Source organism: Wenxinia marina DSM 24838 (assembly GCF_000379485.1).
Classification (GTDB): Bacteria; Pseudomonadota; Alphaproteobacteria; order Rhodobacterales; family Rhodobacteraceae; genus Wenxinia; species Wenxinia marina.
In genome coordinates, this window is sequence record NZ_KB902312.1 from 19,133 (window position 1) to 46,042 (window position 26,910).

At 72.6% G+C, this 26,910-nt stretch carries 28 protein-coding genes; 18 read left to right on the forward strand and 10 right to left on the reverse strand.

The window, feature by feature from the left end; all coding sequences use genetic code 11:
• Position 1 precedes the first annotated feature (1 nt).
• From A37W_RS0116070 to uvrC, 6 genes are all read left to right on the forward strand, one after another.
• The gene (locus tag A37W_RS0116070; protein ID WP_018304062.1) at positions 2-451 is read left to right on the forward strand and encodes an RbsD/FucU family protein; all 450 of its coding nucleotides are present in this window, start codon (positions 2-4) and stop codon (positions 449-451) included.
• A gap of 258 nt (positions 452-709) precedes the next feature.
• Positions 710-1,501, forward strand: coding sequence for a S49 family peptidase (locus A37W_RS0116075; RefSeq protein ID WP_026198553.1), 792 nt, complete (start codon positions 710-712; stop codon positions 1,499-1,501).
• Position 1,502: 1 nt separating this feature from the next.
• On the forward strand, positions 1,503-1,667 hold the full coding sequence (locus A37W_RS23875; protein ID WP_018304064.1) for a hypothetical protein: 165 nt from the start codon (positions 1,503-1,505) through the stop codon (positions 1,665-1,667).
• Positions 1,667-2,620: a calcium/sodium antiporter gene (locus tag A37W_RS0116085; RefSeq protein ID WP_018304065.1), complete on the forward strand. Its 954-nt coding sequence runs from the start codon at positions 1,667-1,669 to the stop codon at positions 2,618-2,620. The genes A37W_RS23875 and A37W_RS0116085 overlap by 1 nt, the downstream gene beginning before the upstream one ends.
• Before the next feature lie 10 nt (positions 2,621-2,630).
• A complete protein-coding gene (locus tag A37W_RS0116090; protein ID WP_018304066.1) occupies positions 2,631-3,413 on the forward strand; it encodes an SDR family oxidoreductase in 783 nt (260 codons plus the stop codon).
• Positions 3,414-3,701: 288 nt separating this feature from the next.
• Positions 3,702-5,564, forward strand: a complete 1,863-nt coding sequence (gene uvrC, locus A37W_RS0116095; RefSeq protein ID WP_018304067.1) for an excinuclease ABC subunit UvrC — start codon at positions 3,702-3,704, stop codon at positions 5,562-5,564.
• Positions 5,565-5,827: 263 nt separating this feature from the next.
• Here the strand turns inward: uvrC and A37W_RS0116100 are convergent, their stop codons facing one another.
• The gene (locus A37W_RS0116100) at positions 5,828-6,373 is read right to left on the reverse strand and encodes a TlpA disulfide reductase family protein (protein WP_018304068.1); all 546 of its coding nucleotides are present in this window, start codon (positions 6,371-6,373) and stop codon (positions 5,828-5,830) included.
• A gap of 13 nt (positions 6,374-6,386) precedes the next feature.
• Between A37W_RS0116100 and argH the strand changes: the two genes are divergently transcribed.
• The 5 genes from argH (at position 6,387) to A37W_RS0116125 (ending at position 12,239) form a co-directional block, all read left to right on the forward strand.
• Positions 6,387-7,787 (forward strand): argininosuccinate lyase, encoded by a 1,401-nt coding sequence (argH, locus tag A37W_RS0116105; RefSeq protein ID WP_026198554.1) that lies wholly within the window; start codon positions 6,387-6,389, stop codon positions 7,785-7,787.
• Positions 7,784-7,930, forward strand: coding sequence for a hypothetical protein (locus A37W_RS23880; RefSeq protein ID WP_018304070.1), 147 nt, complete (start codon positions 7,784-7,786; stop codon positions 7,928-7,930). The genes argH and A37W_RS23880 overlap by 4 nt, the downstream gene beginning before the upstream one ends.
• Complete coding sequence (locus tag A37W_RS0116115) at positions 7,930-8,247, forward strand: DUF2834 domain-containing protein (protein WP_018304071.1); 318 nt, start codon at positions 7,930-7,932, stop codon at positions 8,245-8,247. Before A37W_RS23880 ends, A37W_RS0116115 begins: the two co-directional genes overlap by 1 nt.
• A 73-nt stretch (positions 8,248-8,320) precedes the next feature.
• The gene (gene lysA, locus A37W_RS0116120) at positions 8,321-9,586 is read left to right on the forward strand and encodes a diaminopimelate decarboxylase (RefSeq protein ID WP_018304072.1); all 1,266 of its coding nucleotides are present in this window, start codon (positions 8,321-8,323) and stop codon (positions 9,584-9,586) included.
• Between the two features lie 73 nt (positions 9,587-9,659).
• Positions 9,660-12,239 carry a TIGR02302 family protein gene (locus A37W_RS0116125; protein ID WP_026198555.1) on the forward strand — a complete coding sequence of 860 codons (2,580 nt, stop codon included), beginning with the start codon at positions 9,660-9,662 and terminating at the stop codon, positions 12,237-12,239.
• Positions 12,240-12,359: 120 nt separating this feature from the next.
• On the opposite strand, the gene A37W_RS0116130 is transcribed toward A37W_RS0116125, so the two are convergent.
• The 4 genes from A37W_RS0116130 to A37W_RS0116145 all read right to left on the reverse strand — a co-directional run bounded on the left by A37W_RS0116130 (position 12,360) and on the right by A37W_RS0116145 (position 16,512).
• Positions 12,360-13,418, reverse strand: a complete 1,059-nt coding sequence (locus A37W_RS0116130) for a hypothetical protein (protein ID WP_018304074.1) — start codon at positions 13,416-13,418, stop codon at positions 12,360-12,362.
• Entirely contained in the window at positions 13,415-13,849 is a 435-nt protein-coding gene (locus A37W_RS0116135) for a hypothetical protein (protein ID WP_018304075.1), read from the reverse strand. The genes A37W_RS0116130 and A37W_RS0116135 overlap by 4 nt, the downstream gene beginning before the upstream one ends.
• Positions 13,846-15,315 (reverse strand): FAD-binding oxidoreductase, encoded by a 1,470-nt coding sequence (locus tag A37W_RS0116140; RefSeq protein WP_229665977.1) that lies wholly within the window; start codon positions 15,313-15,315, stop codon positions 13,846-13,848. The genes A37W_RS0116135 and A37W_RS0116140 overlap by 4 nt, the downstream gene beginning before the upstream one ends.
• 246 nt (positions 15,316-15,561) lie before the next feature.
• The gene (locus A37W_RS0116145; RefSeq protein ID WP_018304077.1) at positions 15,562-16,512 is read right to left on the reverse strand and encodes an L-threonylcarbamoyladenylate synthase; all 951 of its coding nucleotides are present in this window, start codon (positions 16,510-16,512) and stop codon (positions 15,562-15,564) included.
• A gap of 108 nt (positions 16,513-16,620) precedes the next feature.
• Here A37W_RS0116145 and A37W_RS0116150 point away from each other — a divergent pair, with 108 nt between their 5' ends.
• From A37W_RS0116150 to A37W_RS0116170, 5 genes are read left to right on the forward strand one after another with little or no spacing between them, the layout of a single operon-like run.
• The gene (locus A37W_RS0116150) at positions 16,621-18,324 is read left to right on the forward strand and encodes an acyl-CoA dehydrogenase (RefSeq protein ID WP_018304078.1); all 1,704 of its coding nucleotides are present in this window, start codon (positions 16,621-16,623) and stop codon (positions 18,322-18,324) included.
• A 15-nt stretch (positions 18,325-18,339) separates the two neighbouring features.
• On the forward strand, positions 18,340-19,401 hold the full coding sequence (locus A37W_RS0116155; protein ID WP_018304079.1) for an MBL fold metallo-hydrolase: 1,062 nt from the start codon (positions 18,340-18,342) through the stop codon (positions 19,399-19,401).
• 10 nt (positions 19,402-19,411) lie between these two features.
• Positions 19,412-19,900, forward strand: a complete 489-nt coding sequence (locus A37W_RS0116160; protein WP_018304080.1) for a DUF6173 family protein — start codon at positions 19,412-19,414, stop codon at positions 19,898-19,900.
• Positions 19,901-19,956: 56 nt separating this feature from the next.
• Positions 19,957-20,097 carry an aa3-type cytochrome c oxidase subunit IV gene (locus A37W_RS0116165; RefSeq protein WP_018304081.1) on the forward strand — a complete coding sequence of 47 codons (141 nt, stop codon included), beginning with the start codon at positions 19,957-19,959 and terminating at the stop codon, positions 20,095-20,097.
• Positions 20,098-20,104: 7 nt separating this feature from the next.
• Entirely contained in the window at positions 20,105-20,728 is a 624-nt protein-coding gene (locus A37W_RS0116170; RefSeq protein ID WP_018304082.1) for a hypothetical protein, read from the forward strand.
• Positions 20,729-21,116: 388 nt separating this feature from the next.
• On the opposite strand, the gene A37W_RS0116175 is transcribed toward A37W_RS0116170, so the two are convergent.
• Together A37W_RS0116175 and A37W_RS0116180 are read right to left on the reverse strand one after the other, a co-directional pair.
• A complete protein-coding gene (locus A37W_RS0116175; RefSeq protein ID WP_018304083.1) occupies positions 21,117-21,449 on the reverse strand; it encodes an AzlD domain-containing protein in 333 nt (110 codons plus the stop codon).
• The gene (locus tag A37W_RS0116180; RefSeq protein WP_018304084.1) at positions 21,446-22,162 is read right to left on the reverse strand and encodes an AzlC family ABC transporter permease; all 717 of its coding nucleotides are present in this window, start codon (positions 22,160-22,162) and stop codon (positions 21,446-21,448) included. Before A37W_RS0116180 ends, A37W_RS0116175 begins: the two co-directional genes overlap by 4 nt.
• 46 nt (positions 22,163-22,208) lie before the next feature.
• Here A37W_RS0116180 and mobA point away from each other — a divergent pair, with 46 nt between their 5' ends.
• Both mobA and A37W_RS0116190 read left to right on the forward strand, forming a co-directional pair.
• Positions 22,209-22,829, forward strand: coding sequence for a molybdenum cofactor guanylyltransferase MobA (gene mobA, locus A37W_RS0116185; RefSeq protein ID WP_156169151.1), 621 nt, complete (start codon positions 22,209-22,211; stop codon positions 22,827-22,829).
• A complete protein-coding gene (locus A37W_RS0116190) occupies positions 22,816-23,397 on the forward strand; it encodes a GNAT family N-acetyltransferase (protein WP_018304086.1) in 582 nt (193 codons plus the stop codon). The genes mobA and A37W_RS0116190 overlap by 14 nt, the downstream gene beginning before the upstream one ends.
• Before the next feature lie 296 nt (positions 23,398-23,693).
• Here the strand turns inward: A37W_RS0116190 and A37W_RS0116195 are convergent, their stop codons facing one another.
• From A37W_RS0116195 to thiB, 3 genes are read right to left on the reverse strand one after another with little or no spacing between them, the layout of a single operon-like run.
• Positions 23,694-24,389: a thiamine ABC transporter ATP-binding protein gene (locus A37W_RS0116195; RefSeq protein ID WP_018304087.1), complete on the reverse strand. Its 696-nt coding sequence runs from the start codon at positions 24,387-24,389 to the stop codon at positions 23,694-23,696.
• Positions 24,376-25,926 carry an ABC transporter permease family protein gene (locus tag A37W_RS0116200; RefSeq protein WP_018304088.1) on the reverse strand — a complete coding sequence of 517 codons (1,551 nt, stop codon included), beginning with the start codon at positions 25,924-25,926 and terminating at the stop codon, positions 24,376-24,378. Before A37W_RS0116200 ends, A37W_RS0116195 begins: the two co-directional genes overlap by 14 nt.
• Positions 25,902-26,882, reverse strand: coding sequence for a thiamine ABC transporter substrate binding subunit (gene thiB, locus A37W_RS0116205; protein ID WP_018304089.1), 981 nt, complete (start codon positions 26,880-26,882; stop codon positions 25,902-25,904). The genes A37W_RS0116200 and thiB overlap by 25 nt, the downstream gene beginning before the upstream one ends.
• Between the last annotated feature and the right edge of the window lie 28 nt (positions 26,883-26,910).

Genomic DNA, 26,910 nt, shown 5'->3' on the forward strand with positions numbered 1-26,910 from the left:
CATGCTGAAGGGGATCGATCCGCTGCTGAACGCGGACGTGCTGTGGGCGCTGGGCGCGATGGGGCACGGCGATGCGATCGTGCTGGTGGACGCCAACTTCCCGGGCGAGTCGGTGGCGCGGGCGACGGTGTCCGGGCGGCTACTGAGGATCGACGCGGACGTGGACCGCGCGGTGCGGGCGGTGCTGTCGCTGATGCCGCTGGACGGGTTCGTGGAGGATTTCGCCGCGACGATGGCTCCGGTCGATGCCTCGATCGGCGTGCCGCCCGCGGTCGCCGCGATCCAGGCCGAGGTCGACCGCGCCGAAGGAGGCTCGCGCCCGGTCCCGACGGTGGAGCGGTTCGCGTTCTACGACCTCGCCAAGGGGGCCTTCGCGATCGTGCAGACGGCCGAGCGGCGGCTCTACGGCAACGTCATGCTCCGCAAGGGCGTGATCGGGCCGGAGGAGTAGGCGGCACCACTGGCGCGGCCTTTCCGGCAGCGGTGCCGGACCTCGGCCCGCCGGGCGCTCCATCTGCGCGAGGCCCCGGCTCGAGGCCGGGGCGGGTCTTCCCGACCACTGCATCACCCGTCCCGGCCCCGAGCCGGGACCCCGAGGGACCAGAGGGCTTCATCTGCGGGGGGCGACGAGCCTCCAGAGCGACTCGAGCCATTCGCCGCATCGCCCCCCGCCTTGTTCCCCCCGGCCCCGCCGCCTATGTCCGCTGTCATGACCTGGCGCCCCAACTTCCTGAAAAAGAAGCCCCTCGTCGCCGTGATCCGCCTGCAGGGGCAGATCGCGAACGCGTCGCGCGGGCTGGACGACCCCTCGATGGGGCCGATCATCGACAAGGCCTTCGCCAGGAAGCCGGTCGCGATCGCGCTGCAGATCAACTCGCCCGGCGGCTCGCCGGTGCAGTCCTCGCTGATCGCCGCCCGCATCCGCCGCCTCGCCGACGAGAAGCAGATCCCCGTCGTGGCGTTCTGCGAGGACGTGGCCGCCTCGGGCGGTTACTGGCTGGCCTGCGCGGCGGACGAGATCCTGATCGACCCCGGCTCCATCGTCGGCTCCATCGGCGTCATCAGCGCCGGATTCGGCCTGCAGGGCACGCTGGACAAGATCGGCGCCGAGCGGCGGGTCCACACCGCGGGCCGCTCCAAGAGCTTTCTCGACCCCTTCCGCCCCGAGAAGGAGGAGGACGTCGCCCGGCTGGAGCGCTGGCTGACGCGCCTGCACGCCGTCTTCATCGACTACGTGAAGGAGCGCCGCGGCGCGCGGCTGAAGGACGATCCCGACCTCTTCACTGGCGAGATCTGGATCGGGCAGGAGGCGGTGGACCAGGGCCTCGCCGACGGCATCGGCCACCTCGTGCCGGTGATGAAGGACCGGTACGGCACCGCCATCCGCTTCCGCCGCTTTGGCCCGCGCCGGTCGCTGTTCGCCCGCTTCGGCGCGCGGATCGTCGGCGACGCGCTGGGCGCGGTCGAGGATCGCGCCGCCTTCGCCCGGTTCGGCCTGTAACGTGATCGTCAAGGTCGTCCTCCTGTTCCTGGTCTTCATGGCGGTGCTCGCCATGTTCGGCCGGCTGCGCCTGCCGGGCCTGCCGCCGAAGCTCGGCGGCAAGTGCCCCGACTGCGGCCGCCCGCGCCTCGGCAAGGGGCCGTGCCCCTGCAAGGCGGGCCGCTGATGGCGTGGCTGTCGGTGGTCGCCGGCCTCGCGATCCTGGTGGTCGCGGGCGACACGCTGGTGAAGGGCGCGGTGAACCTCGCCCTGCGCCTCGGCATCCCCGCCCTGGTCGTCGGCCTGACCGTCGTCGCCTTCGGCACCTCGGCGCCGGAACTTCTGGTGTCGGTGCAGGCGGTGCTGGCCGACCAGCCGGGTATCGCGCTCGGCAACGTGGTCGGGTCCAACATCGCGAACGTTCTGCTGGTCCTCGGCCTGCCGGCGCTGATCCAGACGCTGCATGCCGGGCAGGGCGACACGCGGCGCAGCTACATCATCATGATGCTCGGCTCCGTGCTTTTCGCTGCCCTGCTGTTCACCGGGACGCTGACCATCTGGCACGGGCTCGTCCTCCTTGCCGGGCTCGCGGTGATGCTGTGGGACAGCTACCGCTCGGCGCGCGCGCACCGGAAGGGACGCGCGGCCGAGGCCGAGGCGGCGGAGGTCGAGGGGGCCGATCCGGGGATGCCCGGCTGGAGGATCGCCGCGTTCCTCGTGGTCGGCCTCGCCGGCCTGCCGTTCGGCGCCAATCTCCTCGTCGGCGGTGCGACCGAGATCGCGCGCACCTTCGGCCTGTCCGAGGCGGTGATCGGCCTGACGCTGGTGGCCATCGGCACCTCCCTGCCCGAGCTGGCCGCGACCACCGTCGCCGCCGTGCGGCGGCAGGCGGACGTGGCGATCGGGAACGTGATCGGGTCGAACGTGTTCAACCTTCTCGCCATCATCGGCATCTCGGCGCTGGTGCGCCCGATCGCCGTCCCGCGCGAGATGCTGGTCGTCGACATCTGGGTCATGCTGGGCGCGTCGGTCCTGCTCGCCCCGTTCGTGCTGTGGGGCCGCGACATCGGCCGCGGGGTCGGGATCGCGTTCTGCACGCTCTACGTCGCCTACGTGGCGGCGCTGGTGGCATTCAGCTGAGGAGGCGGCGATGACGGGACGGGCACTGGTGACCGGGGCGGGCGCGCGGCTGGGTCGGGCCATGGCCGAGTATCTCGGCGGCCGCGGCTACGACGTGGCGGTGCACTACGCGCATTCGGCGGACGGGGCGGAGGAGACGGCGGCGGCGATCCGCGCCGCGGGCGGCCGCGCCGCGACGCTGCAGGCGGACCTGCTGGACGAGACGCAGACCGAGGCGCTGGTCGGCCGTGCGGCCGAGGCGCTGGGCGGGCCGCTGACCCTGCTGATCAACAACGCCTCGATCTTCGAATACGACGAGATCGGCACCGCGACCCGGGACAGCTGGGACCGGCACATCGAATCGAACCTGCGCGCGCCCTTCGTCCTGATCCAGCGCTTCGCCGAGCAGGCGCCCGAGCCGGGCACCGACGGGAACGGCGAGACGGTGGCGAACGCGCTCGTCGTCAACATGCTGGACCAGCGGATCGAGAAGCTGACCCCGCTCTTCGCCAGCTACACGATCGCCAAGATGGGACTCTGGGCGCTGACGCGCACCGCGGCGATGGGCCTGGCGCCCAGGGTGCGGGTGAACGGCATCGGCCCCGGCCCCACGATCCGCGGCCACCGCCAGAGCGAGGAGCACTTCGCCAGACAGCGCGCCGCGACCGTCCTGCAGCGCGGCTCGAACCCCGAGGATATCGTGAGGGCGCTGGGATTCCTGATCGATTCTCCCGGCGTCAGCGGCGAGGCGCTGCTGGTGGACGGGGGACAACATCTTGGGTGGCGGACCCCGGACATCCAGGCGGCCACCTGACGCAACGGCAAAGTTGTGCACCGGACGGCCGGAGCGTCATGCGTCTGTCATAATTTGTTAAGAAATCCAGATGGTTGCCGGGGACGCAAAAATTTGTCCAGCCTTTACAGTGCGTTATGGGGATGACCAAAAAATGGGCAATCCGTTGAACCGTCACTGAATCAAGGGATTTTCGGCGCTGGCCGGATTTTCCCCCCGGACTTGTCCACAGGTTCGGTGGACAGCTTCAACCTTGAAGACCCCCAAGCCCTATTGCAGCCGACCGCCAGTATCGGGGATGCCTTTCCCATGTCCGACACCGCCACGCGCCAGACCGGCTATGCCCGGATCCGCTCGTATCTGAAGACGCTCGACGGCTCGCCCGGCGTCTACCGGATGCTCGATGCCGAGAGCCGGGTCCTCTATGTCGGCAAGGCCCGGAACCTCAAGGCGCGGGTGACCAGCTATTCCCGCCCGTCGCCGCAGCACAGCCCCCGGATCGCGCGGATGATCGCCGAGACGGCGTCGATGATGTTCCTCACGACGCGGACCGAGACCGAGGCCCTGCTGCTGGAGCAGAACCTCATCAAGCAGCTGAAGCCGCGGTTCAACGTGCTGCTGCGGGACGACAAGTCGTTCCCCAACATCCTGGTCAGCCGCGAGCACGCCTTCCCGCAGATCAAGCTGCATCGCGGGGCGAAGAAGGAGAAGGGCGACTATTACGGGCCGTTCGCCGGGGCGGGGTCGGTGCGGCGGACGCTGAACCAGCTGCAGAAGGCGTTCCTGCTGCGCAACTGCTCGGATTCGATGTTCGAGAGCCGGACCCGGCCGTGCCTGCTGTACCAGATCAAGCGCTGCAGCGCGCCCTGCGTCGGCTACGTGGACGAGGCGACCTACGACGCCGCCGTCGCGGACGCCGACCGCTTCCTGAAGGGCCAGTCGACGCAGGTTCAGGCGCAGCTGGCGACCGAGATGGAGCGGGCGGCCGAGGCGATGGAGTTCGAGCGCGCGGCGGCGCTGCGCGACCGGATCCGGGCGCTGACGCAGGTGCAGTCGGCGCAGGGGATCAATCCCAGGGGAGTGAGCGAGGCGGACGTGATCGCGCTCCACCTGGAGGGCGGGCAGGCCTGCGTGCAGGTCTTCTTCATCCGCGCCAACCAGAACTGGGGCAACCACGACTACTACCCCCGCCTCGGCGGCGAGGAGGACGCGGCCGAGATTATGGAGGCGTTCGTCGGCCAGTTCTATTCCGACCGCGAGCCGCCGCGCCTGCTGCTGCTGTCCCACGGCCTCGACGATGCCGACCTGATGGCGGCGGCGCTGGCCGAGAAGCGGGGCGGCAAGGTCGAGATCGCGGTGCCGCAGAAGGGCGAGAAGGCCGACCTGGTCGGCCATGCCGCCCGCAACGCCCGCGAGAGCCTCGCCCGCCGGATGAGCGAGAGCGCGGCGCAGGGCAAGCTGCTGGAGGGGCTGGCCGACGCCTTCGGGCTGGAGGCGCCGCCGCGGCGGATCGAGGTCTACGACAACAGCCACATCATGGGGACGAACGCCGTCGGCGCGATGATCGTCGCGGGGCCCGACGGGTTCGAGAAGGGCCAGTACCGCAAGTTCAACATCAAGGGCGAGGGCGTCGCGGGCGACGATTTCGGGATGATGACCGAGGTCCTGACCCGCCGCTTCGCGCGCCTCCTGAAGGAGGATCCCGACCGCGAGAGCCGGGCCTGGCCGGATCTGCTGCTGATCGACGGCGGCGCGCCGCAGGTGTCGGCGGTGCGGGCGGTGATGGAGGAGATGGGCGTCGAGGACATCGCCATGGTGGGCGTCGCCAAGGGAGTCGACCGCGACGCCGGCAAGGAGGAGTTCCACCGCCCCGGCCAGCGCCCCTTCGCGCTGCGCCACAACGACCCGGTCCTCTACTTCGTGCAGCGCCTGCGGGACGAGGCGCACCGCTTCGCCATCGGCACCCACCGCGCCAAGCGCGCCAAGGCGATCGGCGCGACGCCGCTGGACGACGTGCCGGGGGTGGGGGCGACGCGCAAGCGCGCGCTGCTGGCGCATTTCGGGTCGGCCAAGGCGGTGAGCCGCGCCAACCTCGCCGATCTCAAGGCGGTGGATGGCATCTCCGGCAGCCTCGCCGAGACGATCTACGCCTACTTCCACGAGAAGGGCTGACGCCGTCCGGCGCTCGCGCACGCCTGCGGCGGCGCATCGCCCCGCCCGCCGTCCCCGGCGGTGGGGCGCTCGTACCGATGACGCCGGGCTTGGGGAGACGGAGCCGCCTCTGCTTGGGAAGCGGTTCAGGGGCAGGTGTGCCCCTGAACGCGCCTCACCCAGCGTTCTGCGATTCGCCGGAGCGTCAAGGATACCCGGCTTCGCCGGCGCGCGTTCCGCGCGTCCTTGACCCTCCGCCGAATCGCGGCAGGGGCGCCTTTGCCTCAGTCGGCGGTCAGGGCGGCGATGACGGCGGCGGCCTCCGGAGCGGACCAGTCGGCCTCGCCCTGCAGGCGGGCGACCTCGTGTCCCTCCGCGTCGATCAGGATCGTCACCGGCAGGCCGAGGACGCCGAGGTCGCGGGCGAAGGCCTGGCGCGGGTCGGTGTGGAGCGGCAGGTTCTCCACCCCGATCTCGTCGAAGAAGGCGGCCATCCCCTCGGGGCTGTTGCGGCCCGTCGCCACGGTGAGAACCGTGAGGTCGTCGCCCGCCTCCTCGGCCAGCGCCTCGAGCGTCGGCATCTCCTCGCGGCAGGGGGCGCACCAGGTGGCCCAGAGGTTCAGGACCACCGGCGTGCCGGCGAAGTCGGCCAGCGTCGCCTCGCCGCCGTCCTGCAGCGTGAAGGGGGTGTCAGACGTCTCCATCGGCGCGTCATGGACCGTGAGCTTGCGCATGTCGCCTTCGAGCGGGACGTCCGCCAACTGCGCGGCCCCCGCGTTTGCAAGGGCCAGACCCCCCGTGTAGACAGCCGCGACCACGATCCTGCGCATGGGACCCCCTTCAATGACACGCTCTTCCGACGGCCCCTCCAACGCGATGTGGGGCGGGCGCTTCGCCGCCGGGCCCGACGCGATCATGGAGGCGATCAACGCCTCGATCGGGTTCGACCGGCGGCTGGCCCGGCAGGACATCGAGGGCAGCCGCGCCCATGCCGCGATGCTGGCGGCCACGGGCATCCTGACGGATAGCGACGCCGAGTCCATCCGGGAAGGGCTGCTCACCGTCTTGTCAGAGATCGAGGGCGGCGATTTCGCCTTCTCCACCGCGCTCGAGGACATCCACATGAACGTGGAGGCGCGCCTGACCGAGCTGATCGGAGAGCCGGCGCGGCGGCTGCATACGGGGCGGTCGCGGAACGACCAGGTGGCGCTGGATTTCCGGATGTGGGTGCGGGACCAGTGCGACGCGGCGGACGGGGCGCTGGCGGCGCTGCAGCGGGCGCTGCTGGCGCAGGCCGAGGCGGGGGCGGACTGGGTGATGCCCGGCTTCACCCACCTGCAGGTGGCGCAGCCGGTGACCTGGGGCCATCACATGCTGGCCTATGTCGAGATGCTGGCGCGGGACCGGGGGCGGTTCGCCGATGCCCGCCGGCGGATGAACGAGTGTCCCCTCGGCGCCGCGGCGCTGGCGGGGACGTCGTTCCCGATCGACCGGCACATGACGGCGCAGGCGCTGGGTTTCGACCGGCCGGCGGGCAACTCGCTGGATGCCGTGTCGGACCGGGACTTCGCGCTGGAGTTCCTGTCGGCGGCGGCGATCTGCGCGACGCACCTGTCGCGGCTGGCGGAGGAGCTGGTGATCTGGTCGACGGCGCAGTTCCGCTTCGTGCGGCTGTCGGACCGCTGGTCCACCGGCTCGTCCATCATGCCGCAGAAGCGCAACCCCGACGCGGCCGAGCTGTTGCGAGCCAAGATCGGGCGCATCCTCGGCTCGGCCATCGGGCTGTTCACGGTGATGAAGGGGCTGCCGCTGGCCTATTCCAAGGACATGCAGGAGGACAAGGAGCCGGTCTTCGACGCCGCCGACACGCTGATGCTGTCGCTGGCGGCGATGACCGGGATGGTCTCGGACATGGAGGCGCGGCCGGACGTCCTGCGCGCCGCGGCGGCGACCGGGTTCTCGACCGCGACGGATCTTGCCGACTGGCTGGTGCGGGAGCTCGGGCTGCCGTTCCGCGAGGCGCACCACGTGACGGGGGCGCTGGTGGCGATGGCGGAGGGGAAGGGCTGCGATCTGCCGGACCTCACCCTGCAGGACATGCAATCCGTCAATGGCGGGATCACGGAGGGCGTGTTCGACGTGCTGGGCGTGGACAATTCGGTCCGGTCGAGGACAAGCTTCGGTGGGACCGCGCCCGATCAGGTGCGCGCCCGCATCGCCCACTGGAAAGGGGTTCTCGGATGAGACCGCTCGTTCTTCTGTCGCTTCTCGCCCTCGCCGCCTGCGGCGCCGACGGCCCGCCGCAGGCGGCGCCGGACGTGCCGGCTGCGCCGCCGCAGTCCGGCGTGACCTTCAGCGGTCAGGTCACGATGGGCTACAGCAGCTGATGTCGCCGCTGCGGGCGGTCTATCTCGGCCTCGCCGTCTGGGGGGCGATCCATCCGATGTGGTGGTTCGTCGCCTACATGCGCGAAACGGGGACCGGCCTCGGCGGGCTGATCGACGCCTGGTACGCCAACGCCTCGACCACCGGTCTGACGTGGGACCTGACCATCGCGGCCATCGCGCTGACGGTGTGGGTTCTGGCCGAGACGTGGGTGCGCAGGAACTGGGAGGCGCTTCTGGCGATCCCGGCGACCTTCTGCATCGGCGTGTCCTGCGGTCTGCCGCTCTACCTGTTCCTGCGATCCCGGCCCGTCCGCTAGGGACCGTGCGCTAGCGCCTCCCGGTGAATCTGCTATGAGCGCGCCTCGGGGCCGGGACGCGAGGGAAACCGCCGTGGATCACTTTCTCTACCGGGACGGCGCCCTGCACGCCGAGGACGTGCCGCTGGCGGATATCGCCGCCACCGTCGGCACGCCGGTCTACGTCTATTCCACGGCCACCCTCCTGCGGCACTTCCGCCTATTCGACGAGGCGCTGGACGGGCTGCCGCACCTCGTCTGCTACGCGGTCAAGGCGGCGGGGAACGTCGCGATCCTGAAGACGCTCGCCGAGGCGGGGGCGGGGATGGATGTCGTGTCCGCCGGGGAATACCTGCGGGCGAAGGCGGCAGGCGTGCCGGGGGAGCGGATCGTCTTCTCCGGCGTCGGCAAGACGCGGGACGAGATGCGGATCGTGCTGGAGGGCGGGATCCGGCAGGTGAACGTCGAGAGCGAGCCCGAGATGCGGGCGCTGAGCGAGGTCGCCGCGGCGATGGGCGTCACGGTGCCGGTGACGGTGCGGGTGAACCCGGACGTGGACGCGAAGACGCATGCGAAGATCGCGACGGGCAAGAGCGAGAACAAGTTCGGCATCCCCATCGCCCGGGCCCGCGAGGTCTACGCCGAGGTCGCCCGCCTGCCGGGCCTTAAGGCCATCGGCATCGACGTGCATATCGGCAGCCAGCTGACAGACCTCGCGCCGTTCGAGCAGGCGTATCGCAAGGTCGCCGAGCTGACCGAGACGCTGCGCGCCGACGGCCACGGGATCGAGCGGCTGGACCTCGGCGGGGGGCTTGGGATCCCGTACGAGCGGTCGAACAGCGCGCCGCCGCTGCCGGTGGAATACGGGGCGCTCATCAAGCGTACCGTCGGCCACCTCGGCTGCGAGGTCGAGATCGAGCCGGGGCGACTGATCGCGGGCAACGCCGGCCTTCTGCTGGCGCGGGTGACGTACCTCAAGGAGGGCGAGGGGCGGCGCTTCGCGATCCTCGACGCGGCGATGAACGACCTGATCCGCCCGGCGATGTACGACGCCTGGCACGACATCGTGCCGGTGATCGAGCCGGAGGCGGGGGCCGAGACGACGCCCTGGGACGTGGTGGGGCCGGTCTGCGAGACCGGCGACACCTTCGCGCGCGGGCGCGATCTGCCGCCGCTGGCCGAGGGCGACCTCGTCGCCTTCCGCTCCGCCGGGGCCTACGGGGCGGCGATGGCGTCGGAGTACAACGGCCGGCCGCTGGTGCCCGAGGTCCTCGTGAAGGGGGATCACTTTGCGGTCATACGCGCGCGCCCGACCTATGAAGAGATGATCGCGCGGGATAGCATTCCGCAATGGCTCTGAGCCCCCGCGCGGGGAGGAGAGACGAGCAGGGAACTGGCCGCTGACCGACCGGACCGAGATTCCGACAGAGGCGCTGGCGCATCTGCGCTGGCCGATCCGCCTGACCCGTGTGGGTATGGCGGCCGAACGGGCGTTGCGCGCCTTCTGGCCCGCGCTGGCGATCCTGATGGCCGCCCTCTCGCCGCTGATGTTCGGCTGGCAGGACGAGCTGCCGATGGAGGCCGTCTGGACCTTCGCCGTGCTGACCGTGCTCGGCTTCGCCATCGCGGTCGGCTGGGGCGCCCGGCGGTTCCGCTGGCCGTCGTGGGACGCGGCGGTCGGGCGGGTGGACGCCAGCCTGCCGGGCCGCCCGATCTCGGCCATCGCGGACCAGCAGGCGTCGGGCGTCACGGACTCCGCCTCGGTCGCCGTCTGGCAGGCGCACCAGCGCCGCATGGCCGAGCGGACGCGCACCGCCCGGGCTGTGCAGCCCGACATGAACATCGCCTCGCGCGATCCCTACGGCCTGCGCTACATCGCGCTCATCTTCTTCGTGACCGGCCTTCTGTTCGGCTCGCTCTGGCGGGTCGGGACGGTGGGCGAGGTCGTGGCCGGCGGCGGCGGGCAGCAGCTCGCCACCGGGCCGGTGTGGGAGGGCTGGATCGAGCCGCCGGCCTATACCGGCAAGCCGTCGCTGTACCTCGCCGACATTCCGCCGGGGCCGCTGTCGGTGCCGGAGGGGTCGGCCGTGACGCTGCGCCTCTACGGCGACGTCGGCGCGCTGACGGTGGCCGAGACGGTGTCCGGCCGGACCGAGGATGTCGGCGCCGCGTCCGAGGCGCAGCAGAGCTTCGTCGTGACGCAGGACGGCAGGCTGGCGATCGAGGGCGAGGGCGGCGCCGAGTGGCAGATCCGCGTGCTCGCCGATCAGCCGCCGGAGGTGGAGCTGTCGGGCCCGGTCGAGGTCGAGGCGACGGGCGAGATGGCGCAGCCGTTCCGCGCGTCCGACGATTACGCCGTCGTCACCGGCCGCGCGGTGATCGCGCTGGACCCCGAACAGGCCGACCGCCGCCACGGCCTCGCCATCGACCCCGAGGCGCGTGAGCCGCTGGTGATCGACCTGCCGATGCCGTTCACCGGCGACGCGGCGGAGTTCGAGGAGCGGCTGATCGACGACTTCTCGCAGCATCCGTTCGCGAACCTGCCGGTCACGATGACGCTGACCGTCGCCGACGATGTCGGGCAGGAGGGCGCGACCGAGCCGGTGGAGATGATCCTGCCGGGCCGGCGCTTCTTCCAGCCGATCGCGCGGGCGGTGATCGAGCAGCGGCGCGACCTGCTCTGGAACCGCGAGAACGCGGAACGGGTGACGCAGATCCTGCGGGCCGTGGCTTACGAGCCCGAGGGCTTCTTCCCGAACGAGACGACGTACCTGCGGCTCAACTTCACCATCCGCCAGCTGGCGGCCGCGACCGAGGACGGCGCGACGCTGTCCGACGAGACCAGGGACGAGGTGGCGCAGGCGCTTTGGGATCTGGCGATCCAGCTGGAGGAAGGTACCCTCGCCGACGCGCGCGAGCGGCTGGCCCGGGCGCAGGAGCGGCTGGAAGAGGCGATGCGCAACGGCGCGTCGGACGAGGAGATCGCCGAGCTCATGCAGGAGCTGCGCGAGGCGATGAACGACTACATGCGGATGCTGGCCGAGAACGCCCCCGAGGGCGAGAACCAGACCGATCAGCCCGACATGTCCGAGAACTCGATGGAGATCACGCAGGACGAGCTGCAGGCCCTGATGGACCGTATCCAGGAGCTGATGGAAGAGGGCCGCATGGCCGAGGCCATGGAGCTGATGGAGCAGCTGAACCAGCTGATGGAGAACCTGCAGGTCACCCAGGGCGAGGGGCAGGGCGGCCCCGGCCAGCAGTCGATGGAGGACCTGTCCGAGACGCTGCGCGACCAGCAGGAGCTGTCGGACGAGGCGTTCCGCGACCTGCAGGACCAGTTCAACGGCCGCGACCCGCAGCAGGGGCAGGACGGCCAGCCCGGCCAGCCGCAGCCCGGCCAGTCCCCGGGCCAGGCCGAGCAGCAGGGCCAGCAGGGACAAGGCCAGTCGCCGGGCGACCAGCCGAACAGCCAGCAGGGCCAGCAGGACGGCCAAGGGGCCGGCGGCGAGGGCAGCCTCGCCGACCGCCAGCAGGCGCTGCGGGACGAGCTGAACCGCCAGCGCGGCAACCTGCCCTCGCTCGACGGCGAGGCGGCGGACCAGGCGGGCGACGCGCTCGACCGGGCCGAGGGCGCGATGGACGAGGCCGAGGAGGCGCTGCGGAGCGACGACCTCGCCGGCGCCATCGACCGCCAGGGCGAGGCGATGGACGCGCTCCGCGAGGGCATGCGCGCGCTGGGCGAGGCGCTGGCCGAGAACCGGATGCAGGAGCCGGGGCAGGGCATGCAGCAGGGCAACGCCGACGGCCGGCTGGAGCCGTCGCGCCGCGACCCGCTCGGCCGCGAGTTCGGCAACCAGGGCCAGATGGGCACCGAGGAGAACCTGCTGCAGGGGCAGGACGTCTACCGCCGCGCCGAGGAGCTGCTGCAGGAACTCCGCCGCCGCGCGGGCGAGCAGGAGCGCCCGGATCAGGAACTGCAGTACCTCAAGCGGCTGCTGGAGCGGTTCTAGGCGCCGGCGCCCGTGCCGCCTCGGCCGGCATGAGGCGGCGGCCCGCACCCCGGCCCGCGCCCGCGATCCGACCCGCCGCCATGATGGGCCGACGGCCGCGAAGTCAGAGCGCCGCCCCCGTCAGTAATCGTGCACATGCTCCAGCGTCAGGTCGCTGCCGTCCATCGCGCGCAGCCGGTCCAGCAGGTCGCCCACCGGTACGAGAAACAGGTGGCGGTAGTCGTCGCGGCCCTGCCGGGCAAAGCTGTAGAGGGCCCCGTCCTCGGCCGCGCGGGGCGAGATCGCGGTGAACAGGATCTCGTCGTTGCCGGCGATCTCGACCATGTCGGCACCCTCGGCGGCGAGGCGCTGGAGAAGCCGGGTGTAGGCGCGGTAGCGGTCGGTCTCGACCAGCACGCCGCCCTGCGGCACGGGGCCGATCACGTCGATCCCCTCGATCGCCGCCAGTTCGTCCTGCCTCAGCCCGTCCACGACCGACCGCAAGCGCAGCGCATCCGGCCCGACGCCGGCCGCGGCCCGCGCGATGACCTGCGCGTAGGCGCCCTTCGCGGCGTATTCGAGACCGAGGGCGAAGGCCCGCTCCTGGTCGCGGGCCTCGTCGGAGGCGAGGCGCCGCAGCTCCTCGCGGTCGGCGGCGAAGTCCCAGCGATACCACGGCACCTGCTGCAGGAACCCGGCATATGCCGCCGCCTGCTCGGCCGAGACCTCGTCGAGAAGGGCCCGCTCAGGCCCGCGGATCCAGGTGAAGAGGCGGCCCGCCGTCTCCTCGTAGGCGGCCTTGGCCAGCAGCTCGGCGGTGAAGCTGACACCGATCGTGTAGATCGTCAGCTTGGTGTCCGTCGTCACCGGCCCCATCCGCATCGCCTCGGCCTGGAGCGGGCAGAGCGCGGTCCAGAAGCCGGCGATGGCGCGCAGAAAGCCGAACTCGTGCGGGTCGCCATCGGCGATGACGGCGGCGTAGTCGTCGTAGGCGTGGACGATGTGCCATTCGGGATAGGTCAGCAGCGTCCGGCTCTCGGGGCGTTGCCACCCTTCGTCCGCGATGATCGGCTGGCGGTCGTCGGGGGCGATGTCGCCCCGGCAGGTCGCCTCCGTCCAGGCCACGGGGGCGAGCAGCAGCAGGACCAGGACGAGGAGCGCCCCGACGAGCCGCAGGAGGAGGCGCCCCAGCCGCCTCATCTTGGCCGCGCCAGCCCGATCAGCAGGGCCACGAGGCCCAGAAGGATGTGCGGCGTGTTGGCGTAGATCTTGAACATGAGATCGTAGTCCTGCACCCCCCAGCGCCAGATCCCGAGGTCGAGGAACCCGACGCCGGTCCAGAGGCCGAGCAACCCGTCGGCGAGGTAGAGCGCGCCGAAGACCGTGAGGAAGATGCGGGAGGCACGGACGGACGTCAGCGCCGCGACCAGCGCCCAGAGGGCGGAGCCGACGTGCAGCAGGTCGTCGAACGGATCCAGCGCGAAGATCCCGAAGCACAGGCCGTTCTCGTCGATGATGCCCGGAATCGGCAGGTAGTTCAGCGACGCGACGAGGCCGATGACGACGAAGTAGACGAAGGCCGTGACGCGGTGCAGGCCCCATCCCTGCCGGGCCGGAAAGGTCGTGCTCATAGCTTGCTCACGTAATTGTCCCAGAAGACGGACCGAAGGCGCAGGTCCGGGTCGATCCCGCGCTTGGCGGCCGCGAACTCCTCCGCCCGCGGATAGCCGCGGCGCATCTGGTCCAGCGTCGCGTGCGGACGGTACGGCAGGTAGTAGGTGCCGCCGAGGTCGAGGGTGCGGTCGATCAGCGCCTGCGTCATCCGCGCCATGTCGGCCTCGCCGCGGGCGGTCATCTCCTGGCTGAACAGCATCACCGCGGCGATCCGGGGTCCGGGCGCGTAGGCGAGGACCGAAACGGGGTCCGTGTCCACGTAGCGCAGCGTGATGTTCAGCAGTTCCTGGTAGGAGGCCGGGATCGCCTTTCGGCACGCCTGCACGAAGTCAGGGTAGGCCTCCAGCGGCACGAAATACTCGTGCAGGATGTCGGTGCGGGCGGGGTCGCGGTCGTCCAGCGTGAGGACGGGCTCGTTGATGAGCGAATTGCGCGTCACCTCGCCGCCGCCGATCATCGGCCCGATCCGCGTCTCGAAACCCCAGCGCGCGCCCTTCCAGCCCTCGTGGCCCAGCTGTGCGCGGAAGATGTCGCGCGCCCGGCGCGACAGCCAGCCGGAGCCGGAGGCGGGGGGGAGGTCGGCCTGGTCGGCAGCGGGGCGGTAGGCGATGAAGAAGCCGTCCTGAAAGAAGTCCTCGCGGCCGACGGACAGGCGGCCGTAGGCCATGCTCACCTCCGGGTCGGCGACCGCCTCGGAGAAGGCGGCCGCGATCTCGGTGCCGGGGAGGCGCACGTACTCGGGCGTGAGGCGGAGGTTCGGGACGATCTCGACCTCCATGTCGACGATCAGGCCGATCAGCCCGTAGCCGCCCATCGCGAGGGCGAAGAGATCCGGGTTCTCCTCCCGGCTCGCGGTGACGAGGTCGCCCGACGGCATCACCATGCGGACCGAACGGACGGTGGAGCCCATCGGCCCGTGCGGCACCGGCCAGCCGTGGGCGTTCACGCTGAAGGTCGCGGCGACGCCGAAATCGTTGTTCGACTGCATCACCTTGGGCGAGTGGCCGAGCGGGTCGAGCGCGGCGATCACCTCCGACCAGCGGGCGCCGGCATGGACGCGCATCGCGCTGCCGTCCTCCGCCACCGCGACCGTGCCGTTCGCCAGCGTCAGCGCCTGCCCCTCCGGCGGGATCGCATGGCCGCCCATGGAGTGCCGGGCCGCGCCGACATTCACCGGCGGGCCGTCAGCGAGGCGGGCGCGGAACGCCTCGGCCAGCTGCTCGCCGGCGGTATCGAGGGCCTCGTGGCTGGCGACAGGGGTGGGGGACAGCAGGCTGGCGTCGTTCAGCATCCCATCGGGCGTGCCGTCCGGCAGGAGCGGGTTGCCGGCGAGCGACGGCAGGCCGGGCGACAGCGCCCGGGCGGCGCCGTAGCCGAGCGCGGCCCCGCCGCCCAGCAGCAGCGCGCGTCGCGTGGTTCTCATCATGGCCGTCTCCTGCCCGTGCCTCTCCGCCGCGCCATTCTACGGTGCGCGTGCGGGGGTGTAGGTCGGGATTACCCCACTCCGACGTTACGGCATAGTGGCTTGCGGCGGGGGAGGGGCGCTGCCCCTCTTGGCCTGACGGCCAATTCACCCCGGAGGTATTTGGGGCAAGATAGGAGCCTGAAAGAAGGGTTCTGGTCCCGGCGTCGCGCCCGGGGCCGCCGCCGGACGACCGGACCTGCGCGGTCAGGACCGGGGGGCAGCGGCGCGGCGGAGACGGTCGTTGATGGCGCGGCCGAGGCCGCGGTCGGGGATGGGGGAGACGGCGATGCGCTCCGCGCCCATCGCGTCGAGGGCGTGGAGATGGGCGAAGAGGGTCGCCGCGGCCTCGCGTAGGTCGCCGGAGGGGGACAGGTTGAGCTCGGCGCCCGGAGCGTCGCCGAAGCCGAGGAGGGTCTCGCCGGGCTCCGCCTGCGCCGCGTTCAGTCGGACGGTGCCGGCGGGGGCGTAGTGCGAGGCGAGCTGGCCGGGGGCGACGGGCTGCGCCCGGCTGAGGTCGGGGGCGTCGAGCGGGTGGCCGAGGGCCTGCTCGATCGTCTCGGCGGGCAGGCCTCCGGCGCGCAGCAGGCGCGGGCGGTCGAGGCAGGCGACGATGGTCGATTCGACGCCGACGCCGCAGGGTCCGCCGTCGAGGACGGCGTCGATGCGGTCGCCGAGGCCGGCGAGGACGTGCTGTGCCGTGGTCGGGCTGACGCGGCCGGACGGGTTGGCGGAGGGCGCGGCGACGGGGACGCCGGAGCGGGAGAGGAGCGCGCGGGCGAGCGGGTGCTCGGGGGCGCGGACGGCGAGGCTGTCGAGGCCGGCGGTCACCAGCGGCGAGATGGCGGCGCCCGGCTTCAGCGGCAGGACGAGGGTGAGGGGGCCGGGCCAGAACGCCTCGGCCAGGCGGCGGGCGTCGGGGGGGAGGTCGCAGAGCGTTTCGGCCGCGGCGAGGTCGGGGAGGTGCACGATCAGCGGGTTGAAGCGCGGGCGGCCCTTCGCCTCGAAGATGCCGGCGACCGCCGCGCCGTCGTCTGCGCGGGCGCCGAGGCCGTAGACCGTCTCGGTCGGGAAGGCGACGAGGCGGCCCTGCCGCAGCAGGTCCGCCGCGCGGGTCAGGCCGGTCTCGTCGGCAGTCAGCAGGGCGGCGCGGGTCATGACGTGGCGTTCCGGTTGCCTCGGGTCGGGGGCGGGGGACAGGCTCTGGCGCGACGGCCGCGGCCCGTATTGCGGGGTCGTGGATAGCCTCACAGACGGAGCCCCGCCATGCCCTATGCCGCGCCCGTGTCCGAGATCCGCTTCCTCCTCGACCATGTCGCCGGATTCCCAACCGTGTCGGCGACCGACCGCTTCGCCGAGGCGAGCGGCGAGACGGTCGAGGCGATCCTGACGGAGGCGGGCAAGCTGTGCGACGAGGTGCTGGCGCCTTTGCAGCGCAAGGGCGATACCGACCCGGCCCGGCTGGAGAACGGCGTGGTGCGCACGCCTGAAGGCTTCGGCGACGGGTTCCGGGCGATCGCCGAGGGCGGCTGGATCGGCCTCGCGGCGCCGGAGCGGTATGGCGGGATGGCGCTGCCGCAGACGCTGGCCGTCGCGGTGAACGACATGATGTCGGGCGCGTGCCTCGCGCTGGAGCTGAACCCGCTGATGAGTCAGGGGCAGATCGAGGCGCTGGAACATCACGCCTCCGACGAGATGAAGGCGCTCTATATCCCGAAGCTGATCTCGGGCGAATGGTGCGGGACGATGAACCTGACCGAGCCGCAGGCGGGCTCGGACGTCGGCGCGCTCGCCACCCGGGCCGAGCCGAACGGCGACGGGACCTACGCGGTCACCGGGCAGAAGATCTACATCACCTGGGCGGACAACGACTTTTCCGCGAACGTCTGCCATCTGGTGCTGGCGCGGCTGCCGGACGCCGTGCCGGGGACCAAGGGGATCAGCCTCTTCATGGTGCCGAAGTTCCTCCCCGAGGCGGACGGCTCGCCGGGGGCGCGCAATGCGCTGCGCGTCGTCAGCCTGGAGCACAAGCTGGGCCTGCACGGCTCGCCCACTGCGGTCATGTCCTACGAGGGCGCGACCGGCTGGCTGGTGGGGGAACCCAACGGCGGCATGGCGGCAATGTTCACGATGATGAACAACGCCCGCCTCGGAGTCGGCGTGCAGGGCATCGGCGTGGCCGAGGCGGCGACGCAGGCGGCGCTGGCCTACGCGATGGAGCGGCGGCAGGGCCGCGTCGGCGGGTCCGGCACCATCGTGGAGCATGCCGACGTGCGGCGGATGCTGGCGACGATGCGGGCCGAGACGTTCGCGGCGCGGGCCATCGCGCTGATGTGCGGCGTCGCGATCGACCTGCACACCGCGACGGGCGAGGCGCAGCATGCGGCGCGGGCGGCGTTCCTGACGCCCATCGCCAAGGCCTTCGGCACCGAGACCGGGATCGACGTGGCGAATCTCGGCGTGCAGGTCCATGGCGGCATGGGCTTCATCGAGGAGACCGGGGCGGCGCAGTTCCTGCGGGACGTGCGGGTGACGGCGATCTACGAGGGGACGAACGGGATCCAGGCGCTCGACCTCGTGGGGCGCAAGCTGGCGGACGGCGGCGAGGCGGCGCTGCGGCTGCTGGACGAGGTGGAGGCCGGGGCCGAGGCGGCCAAGGCGGACGGCCTGACCGAGCTGGCCGAGGCGGTCTGGGACGCGGCCGAGACGCTGCGCGAGACCACCGAGTGGCTGGTGGCCCAGCCGCCGGCGGAGCGGGGCGCGGCCGCGGTCCCCTACCTCAAGGCGTTCGCGCGGGTGCTGGGCGGGCACGCCCACCTCGCCGCGGCGCGGGCCGGGGACGCGCGGCGCCAGCGGCTGGCGGCGTTCTACATCGCGCGTCTGCTGCCGGAGCATGCGGGCCTCCTGCGCCACGTCCGGGCCGGGGCCGAGGCGCTGATGGCGATCACCGCCGACGACCTGGCGGCATGACGGTCCTGTCCCGCAATGCCTGACGACGGGGCGAGCGCGATCCGGACCCCGTGGGCGGAGGGTCCCGAGGAGGGCCGCGCCATCGAGGTGGCCGACGGCGTCCTGTGGCTGCGCCTGCCGGTGTGGGCGCCGCTGAACCACGTCAACGTCTACGCGCTGGAGGACGGCGACGGCTGGGCGCTGGTCGACGCGGGCCTCGCGACCGAGGCGGGCCGCGCGGCGTGGGCGGCGCTGCTGGCCGGGCCGCTTCAGGGGCGCCCGGTGACGCGGATGCTGGTGACGCACAGCCACCCCGATCATGTGGGGATGGCGGGCGCGTTCGCGCGGGACGGGGCGGAGCTACTGACATCGCGCACAGCGTTCCTGATGTCGCGGATGCTGACCCTCGACGTGCAGGAGCGGCCGTCGGAGGCGGCGCTGGGCTTCTACCGCCGCTCGGGCATGGACCCCGAGCTGCTGGCGCGGCGGATGGGCGAGCGGCCGATGAACTTCGCCGACATGGTGGAGCTGCTGCCGCCGACCTACACGCGGCTGGCCGAGGGCGACGCGCTGAGCCTCGGCGGGCGGACGTGGGACGTGCGGATGGGCGACGGGCACGCGCCCGAGCACGTGACGCTGTGGGCGCGGGACGAGGCGCTGGTGATCGGCGGCGACCAGCTGCTGCCGACGATCAGCCCCAACCTCGGCGTGCACCCGACCGAGCCGGAGGCGGACCCGGTCGCCGACTTCCTGCAGGCGAACGCCCGGCTCGCGGTCCATGCGACGGACGAGCAGCTGATCCTGCCCGGCCACCGCCTGCCCTATCGCGGCCTGCCGATCCGGCTGGAGCAGCTGCGGCTCAACCACGAGGGCGCGCTGCGGCGGCTGGAGGCGCACCTCGCCGAACCGCGCCGGGGCGGCGAGTGCTTTCCTGCGCTGTTCCGGCGCGAGATCGGGGCCGGCGAATACGGCCTCGCGCTGGCCGAGACGATCGGGCATCTCAATCACCTGACGCAGACGGGCCGCGCCCGGCGCTGGCTGGGCGAGGACGGCGCCTATCGCTGGCGGGCGGCTGGACGCGGGGGCGGGGCAGGCTAGGCTCCGCGCCATGCAGGACCCGTCGCCCCACGACCAGATCGCGACCGCCGCCGAGGCGGAGGAGAACGACCGCCTGCCGCGGCTCCACGAGGTCCACGCCGACCCGAACCGGGCGCCGGCCGACGAGGCGACCCTGCCGGCCGCTCTGAAGAAACCGGGCCGCAAGAGCCCCGCCCGCTGGGCCTACGAGCGGCTGATCCTCTACATCCAGAACTTCGAGAAGCAGCTGGATGGCGATCAGGAGGCCGCGATGGGCTTTACCGGCGGCGATGCCGGCGTGATCCGGATCGAGGGCCTCGGCTACTTCGATCCCGACATCGTGACCTTCTACGGCAGCGATCCCGCGGGCGCCCGGACCCAGGTGATCCAGCACGTCAGCCAGCTGAACGTCCTGCTGCGCGCCATGCCGAAGGTGGTGGCCGACGAGGCGCCGCAGCGGATCGGCTTCCGCCTGGCCCGCGACCTGGAGTCGCCGGTCGAGGATGCCGACGAGGCGTGACACCGCCGGAGCGATGCGCTAATCGGACTGCCGATCGACAGGGCAAGGGCAGGGCCATGGCTGAGCAGCACCACGAACACGGCACGATGGACATCACCGTCCAGGAGAAGACGTTCAATGGCTTCATGACCGCGGTGACGCGGACCGCGATCGTCATCGTCGTGCTGCTGATCCTGCTCGCGCTGGTCAACGCCTGATCCGCCTGTGCTGATCTCGCGCCGCGCCTTCGCGCTGGGGCTGCCGGCGCTGCTGGGCGGCTGCGGCGGGGCCCAGTCCGTCTGGGCCCCGGACGACGCGATCCAGCGCGCCGCCTACCGCCATGACGGACCGCCGATGGTGACGCTGTTCACCATGAAGAACGCCGAGAGCGACAACGGCGCCCATACCGGCCTGATGATCAACGCCAGCCAGCGGGTGATCTTCGACCCCGCCGGCACCTTCGGCCACCCGACCATCCCCGAGCGGAACGACCTGCACTACGGCATCACGCCCGCGCTGGAGGAGTTCTACGTCACCTACCACGCGCGGGTCAGCTACTACGTCGTGCGCCAGGACGCGCCGGTGACGCTGGCCCAGGCCGAGGCGGCGTTCGCGCAGGCCCGGGTCGAGGGGCCGGTGCCCAAGGCCGCCTGCACGATGGCGACGGCGCGGGTGCTGCGGGCGATGCCGGGGTGGGAGGACATCTCGGTCACGCTGTTCCCCGACAACCTCGCCCGGCAGTTCGCCCGCAAGCCGGGCGTGACGGAGCGCGAGGTCCGCGAGGACGACAGCGCCGACAAGGACGAGGCGCAGGCGGCCTTCGAGGCGGCGCTGCAGGCGGGGGAATAGGGGCGGTCCCGTTCGACAGGACAACCCGCCCGGGCCTGACCCGGGTCCCCGATCGTTCCGGTAATGCGTCTGCTTCAGAATGGCATGACGGTTGCGCCGGCCTCAACGGAGGGCAGCGGATGGCCGCGGACAGCCGCTCCGACGGCGCTGATCCGCGCTTTATCCCTCCGCACCGCACGACCTGACCGTCGCGCACCAGCCTCACCGAAGCGGCTGGCCGGGGGGCGGCCATCCGCTGCCCGGGCCGCTTGCGCGGCTGAGTCCGGGCGGGGGAAGGAGCCGGACCTTTTAGCAGAAGGTTCCGCCCCGGCCCTGAGCCGGGGCCCCGATCGGCCAAAGGCGCGAGGTCCCGGGTCAGGCCCGGGACGGGTCGCGGCAGCCGCCTCCCTCACCCCAGCCAGTACTCCACCGCCAGCACGCCGTAGAGCGTGACCGCCCCCGCGACGATGGCGAGCAGCGCCTCGCGCCGCCACAGGCCGACGAGAAGCGCGACGAGGGCGGCGAGGATGCGGGCGGCGTCGGGCTGGCCGCCGGTGGCGGCGGGCCAGACGACGAGCGGCGCGACGAGGCCGGGCAGCACGCCGACGCCGGTGTAGCGCAGCAGCCGCAGCACCACCGGCGGCAGCGGCCGGTCGCCGATCAGGCCGAGGAACGACAGCCGGATCAGGTAGGTCCCGATCCCGAGCGCGACGATGACGGTCCAGATCGTCGCTTGGCTCATGCCGGAACCCTCCGCCGTTCGACCCACGTCTCGACCGCCGCGCCCACCGCCATGGCCGGCAGCGCCGCGACGAGCAGACCGAGGCTGTAGGGCAGCCCCGCCAGCAGGAGCGTCAGTGCGACCGACGTGACCGCCGCCGCGACGTGGGCGACGCTCCGCAGTATCGGGCCGATGATCGCGAGGAAGCAGATCGGAAGCGCGAAGTCGAGCGCCAGCCACTCGGGGATCTGCGCGCCGATCAGGGCGCCGACGATGGTGAGCGCGTACCAGGTGGGAAAGACCGGCGCGGCGGCCCCGAAGAAGTAGGCGACCCGCGCCGGCACGCTCCAGTCCGGGTCCCGCTCGAACCGTGCCATCGACAGGGCGTAGGTCTGATCCACGTTGCAGTAGGCGATCAGCGCCCTTTGCCAGAACGGCGCGCGGCCCAGCCAAGGCACCAGCGCCGCCGAGTACATCGCCATGCGCAGGTTCACGGCGAGCGCCGCGACGATGGCGATCAGCGTCGGCGCGTCGTCGGCCAGCAGCGACAGCGCGGTGAACTGCGCGGCGCCGGCGACGACGACGACGGACATGGCCAGCGTCTCGTAGACGCGCAGACCCGCCTCGGTGGCCACGACGCCGAACAGCAGGGCGAACGGGCCGACGACGGCGAGGAACGGGAGCGCGTCCCGCGCGCCCCGCCAGAAGGCGGTTTTCGTGTTGGTGGCTGACATCGCGTCGTCCTAGTCTCGCGCGGTCGGAGAGGCAATCGGACATCGGATGGCGCAGCAGCGGACAGGGAACGGACGGCGGCTGCCGGCGATGATCCTCGCCGGCGGCGGGGCGAGGCGCATGGGCGGCGGCGACAAGGGGCTGGTCCTCCTGGGGGAACGGCCGCTTCTGGCGCACGTGGTCGACCGGCTGGCGCCGCAGGCGGGACCGCTGGCCCTGAATGCGGGCGGCGATCCGGCGCGGTTCGCGGCGTTCGGCCTTCCCGTGGTGCCGGACCCGGTCGACGGGCAGCCCGGGCCGCTCGCCGGCATCCTCGCGGCGCTGGAGTGGGCCGCCGGGCTGGACGCGCCGGCAGTGGTGACGGTGCCGACGGACGCGCCGTTCCTGCCGGCGGACCTTGTGGATCGGTTGTCCGCCGGGCCGGGCCCGGCGGTGGCGGCGAGCGGGGGCCGAGTGCACGGCACGGTCGGGCTGTGGCCGGTCGCGCTGGCACCGGCGCTGCGGGCCGCGCTCGCCGGCGGGACACGCCGCGTGATGGACTGGGCGGAGCGGACCGGCGCGCGCGAGGTGGCGTTCGCGGGCACGGAGCCCGACCCGTTCGCGAACCTCAACACCCCCGAGGACGTCCGCGCCGCCGCGGCCTGGCTGGCCCAAGATGCAGATCGCTAGGGGCTTCGCCGACTCCGAGCGGTCGCAGGTCGCCGCGCTCTACTGGGACGCGTTCGGCGGCAAGCTCGGGCGGGCGCTGGGCCCGCGCGGCAAGGCGCTCGCCTTCCTGGGCCGGGCGCTCGACCCCGCCCACGCCTTCGTCGCGCGGTCGGCCGAGGGCGAGGTGCTGGGCGTCGCCGGCTTCCGCACCGCCGAAGGCGCGCTGGTGGCGGGGCAGACCTCCGACATGATGGCCGCCTACGGGGCGCTTGGCGCGCTGTGGCGGATGGCGGTCCTGGGCATGGTCGCGCGGGACGTGGACAACGCGCGCTTCCTGCTCGACGGGCTGGCGGTCCGGCAGGACGCGCGCGGCCGCGGCGTCGGCTCGCGCCTGCTGGAGGCGGTGGCGGCCGAGGCGGTGCGGCGCGGCTACCGCGAGGTGCGGCTCGACGTGATCGAGGGCAACCCGCGGGCGCGGGCGCTGTACGAGCGGCGGGGCTTCCACGCGGTCGAGGACCAGCCGATCGGGCCGGTGCGGCACCTGTTCGGCTTCTCGGCGGCGACGGTGATGGTCCGGCGGCTGGGGTAGGCGGGGCGACGGAGGGCCGCGACTGTCCCCCGCGAAGGCGCGAAGGACCTTCGGCCCGGTGGCCGGCGGGGCCGGTCTGCGGGTGATGCCCGTAGATCCACCGCTTCGAGACATCGACGCCGATGCCTCCTCTGCCATGAACTGTCCCTGTCGGTGCGGGGTCCGGCTACGCAGCCCCATGCAACTGTTCAGGCTGACGATCCGAAGGCGGACGGGCCTCGACGGCACTGGCGGAACGTAGTCAACGAGATCTCCGGAATGGGCGGGCCCGACGCCGTTGGCGCGACGGCCCGGGCCTACCTCCCCAGATAGGCCTTCAGCGCCGGCGGCGGATCCGCCATCACCTCCGCCGTGGCGAGCGGACCGCTCACCCGCCCGTCCGCCACGATCATCGTCCGCTCCGCCACCCGCAGCGCGTCCTGCGGATCGTGGCTCACCATCAGGATCAGCCGCCCGTCCGCGGCCAGCTCGCCCGCGACCAGATCCAGCATCTCGTCCTTCAGCGCGGGCCCCAGCGCGGCGAACGGTTCGTCCAGCAGGATCAGGGGGCGGCCCGACAGCAGCACGCGCGCCAGCGCGGCGCGGCTCTGCTGGCCGCCGGACAGCTGCCCGGGCCGGTCGTCGCCGCGACCGGCGAGGCCGACGAGGGAGAGGACGGTGTCCACTCGCCCGGCCTGCTCCGCCGACAGGCGCAGGCGGGGGCCGAGGGCGAGGCCGACATTCTGCGCGACGGTCAGGTGCGGGAAGAGGTTGCCGTCCTGGAACAGGATCGAGACCGGCCGCTCGCCCGGCGGCAGGCCGGCGAGATCGCGTCCGTCCCACCGCACGGTGCCGGCTTCGGGCGCGAGGAACCCGGCGATGGCGGAGAGAAGGGTCGACTTGCCGCCGCCCGACGGGCCGACGATCGCGACGATGCCCCCCGGGGGAACCTCGGCGTCGGCCGCCAGCGCGAACCCGCCCTGCCGCAGGCGCAGCGCCTCAAGCGTCAGCACCGACTCGGCCTCCCCTGTCGAAGATCCAGAACAGCGCCAGCGTCAGGGCCAGCAGCAGGAGGCCGGCGCCGGCCGCCGCCTCCATCCGGTAGGCGCCCATCAGGCGGTACATGGCGAGCGGCAGCGTCTCCTGCCGCTCGCCGGCGAACAGGGCGATGACGCCGAGGTCCCCCATCGACAAAGCCGCGGCGAGGCCGGCGGCGAAGCCGAGCGGGCGGCGCAGGCGCGGCAGGAGGACGAGGCGGAGGCGTGGCCAGCCGGTCAGGCCGAGGGAGGTGGCGAGCCGGCCGTGCGCCGCCTCGGCCGACGCGACGGCGGGGACGAGAGCTGCGGTGGCGAAGGGCACGGACATCAGCGCGTTGACGAGGACGGTCACCGGCAGCGCCACGTCGAGGGGCGAGACGACGGGCCGGACGATCAGGAACAGGCCAGTGCCGAGGACCAGCGCCGAGACCGCGAGCGGCAGCGTGCCCGCGACCGTCGCCAGCCGCCCGCCGCGCAGGGCGAGCGCAAGCGCCAGCGCCACGGTCAGCGCGGCGGAGACCAGTGCCACGGCCAGAGAGCGCAGCGCCGCGGCCCAGATCGACGGCGGCAGGTCCGCGAGGCCCGGAGCGCCGCGGGCGACGACCATCGCCAATGGCGCCAGCAGGAACAGCGCGGCCGCGCCGATGACGCCGGCGTCCACCGCCCGCCACAGCGGCCCGCGCGCGTCCCACCGCTGCACCCGCCGGTCGAGGCCGCCGCCGAAGGCCGACGGCAGCGCGATCTTCAGCGCCAGCAGCGTGCCGGCGAGGCAGAGCGCCACCTGCACCAGCGCCAGCGCCGCCGCCCGCCCGGGCGCGAAGTCGAAGCGCAGCGCCTGGTAGATCGCCAGCTCCACCGTCGTCGCCCGCGGCCCGCCGCCCAGGGTCAGGGCGACGGCGAAGGACGTCAGGCACAGGAGGAAGATCAGGAGCAGCGTGCCGGGGACGACGGCCCGCAGCATCGGCGCCTCCAGCAGCCGCCCGACGGGGGCGTTCAGGCTCGCGGCGAGGCGGAATCGTTCGGCCGGGATCGCCAGCCACCCCTGAAGAATCAGGCGCGTGGCGAGCGGCAGGTTGAAGAAGACGTGGGCGAGGACGACGCCCCGGAAGCCGTAGATCGAGACCGGATCGACGCCCGCCAGTCCGAGGGCGGAGTTGAGGATCCCGCCGCGGCCGAAGACGGCGAGGAGGCCGAGGACGGCGACGATCACCGGCAGCAGGAACGGCGCGCCGAGGAGCGTCACCAGCGCGGCGCGGCCGGGAAAGCGCCGCCGCGCGAGCGCGCGGGCGACGGGAACGGCGAGGAGGACCGACAGACCGGCCGAGACGGCGGCCTGCGTCACGGTGAAGCGCAGCGCCGCCCAGTCCGCCGGGCCGGGCGCGAACCCGCCCCCGGCCCGCAACGCCACCGCGGCGAGCGGGCCGAGGACGAGGCCCGCGACCAGCGCCGCGGCGACGGCGCCAGGGACGCGGGGCGGGCCCGGCAGCCTCAGCGGCTGAGCGCGGTGCGCCACGTCTCGAGCGCCGGATCGCGGACCGCCTGCGCCTCCTGCGGCGGCAGGAGGAGCGCGGCGTCCGCCGGCAGCGGTTCGGCGAAGCCCTCGGGCAGGCCGTCCGACGGGGTGGCGACCGGGAACATCCAGTTGGTCGTCGGGATCGCCGACTGCGCGGCGTCGGTGGTCATGAAGGCGAGGAAGTCGCGGGCGAGGTCGGGTTGATCGGTCCCGGCGACGATGCCGGCCACCTCGATCTGCATGTAATGGCCCTCGTCGAAGGTCCAGGCGACCTTGCCGTCGTCCTCCTCGGCGATGACGTGGTAGGACGGCGAGGTCGTGTAGGACAGGACCGCGTCGGCCTCGCCCTCGAGGAACAGGTTGTAGGCCTCGGTCCAGCCCGGCGTCACCGTGACGATGTTGTCCGCCAGCCCCTCCCAGATCGCGCCGGCCTCGTCGCCGTAGGCCGCCTCGACCCAGAGCAGCAGGCCCAGGCCGGGGGTGGAGGAGCGCGGGTCCTCGATCACGATGGACAGGTCGCTGTCCGCGAGCTCGCGGAAGGTGGCGGGCGCCTCGGTGCCGGCGTCCGCGACGAAGGCGAAGTAGCCCCAGTCGAACGGAACGAAGAGCGGGTCGTCCCAGGCGACGGGCAGCAGGTCCATCTCGGGCGACAGGCCGTGCGGCGCGAAGAGGCCGGTATCCGCGGCCGCCGCGGTCAGCGCGGTATCGAGGCCGAGGATCACGTCGGCCTCGGTCGACGGGCCTTCCAGCTGGAGCCGGGACAACAGCGCGGCGCCGTCGCCGGCGGCGACGAAGCGCAGGTCGCAGCCGCACTCCGCCTCGAAGGCGGCCTCCACGATCGGGCCGGGGCCCCATTCGGTGTCGAAGCTGTCGTAGGTGTAGACCACCAGCTCGGGCGTCTGCGCGAGGGCGGGCGCGGCGAGAAGGGCAAGCGGCAGGGCGAGAAATCGTCTCATGTGAGGTCCTTTCCTCATTCGGCCGCGC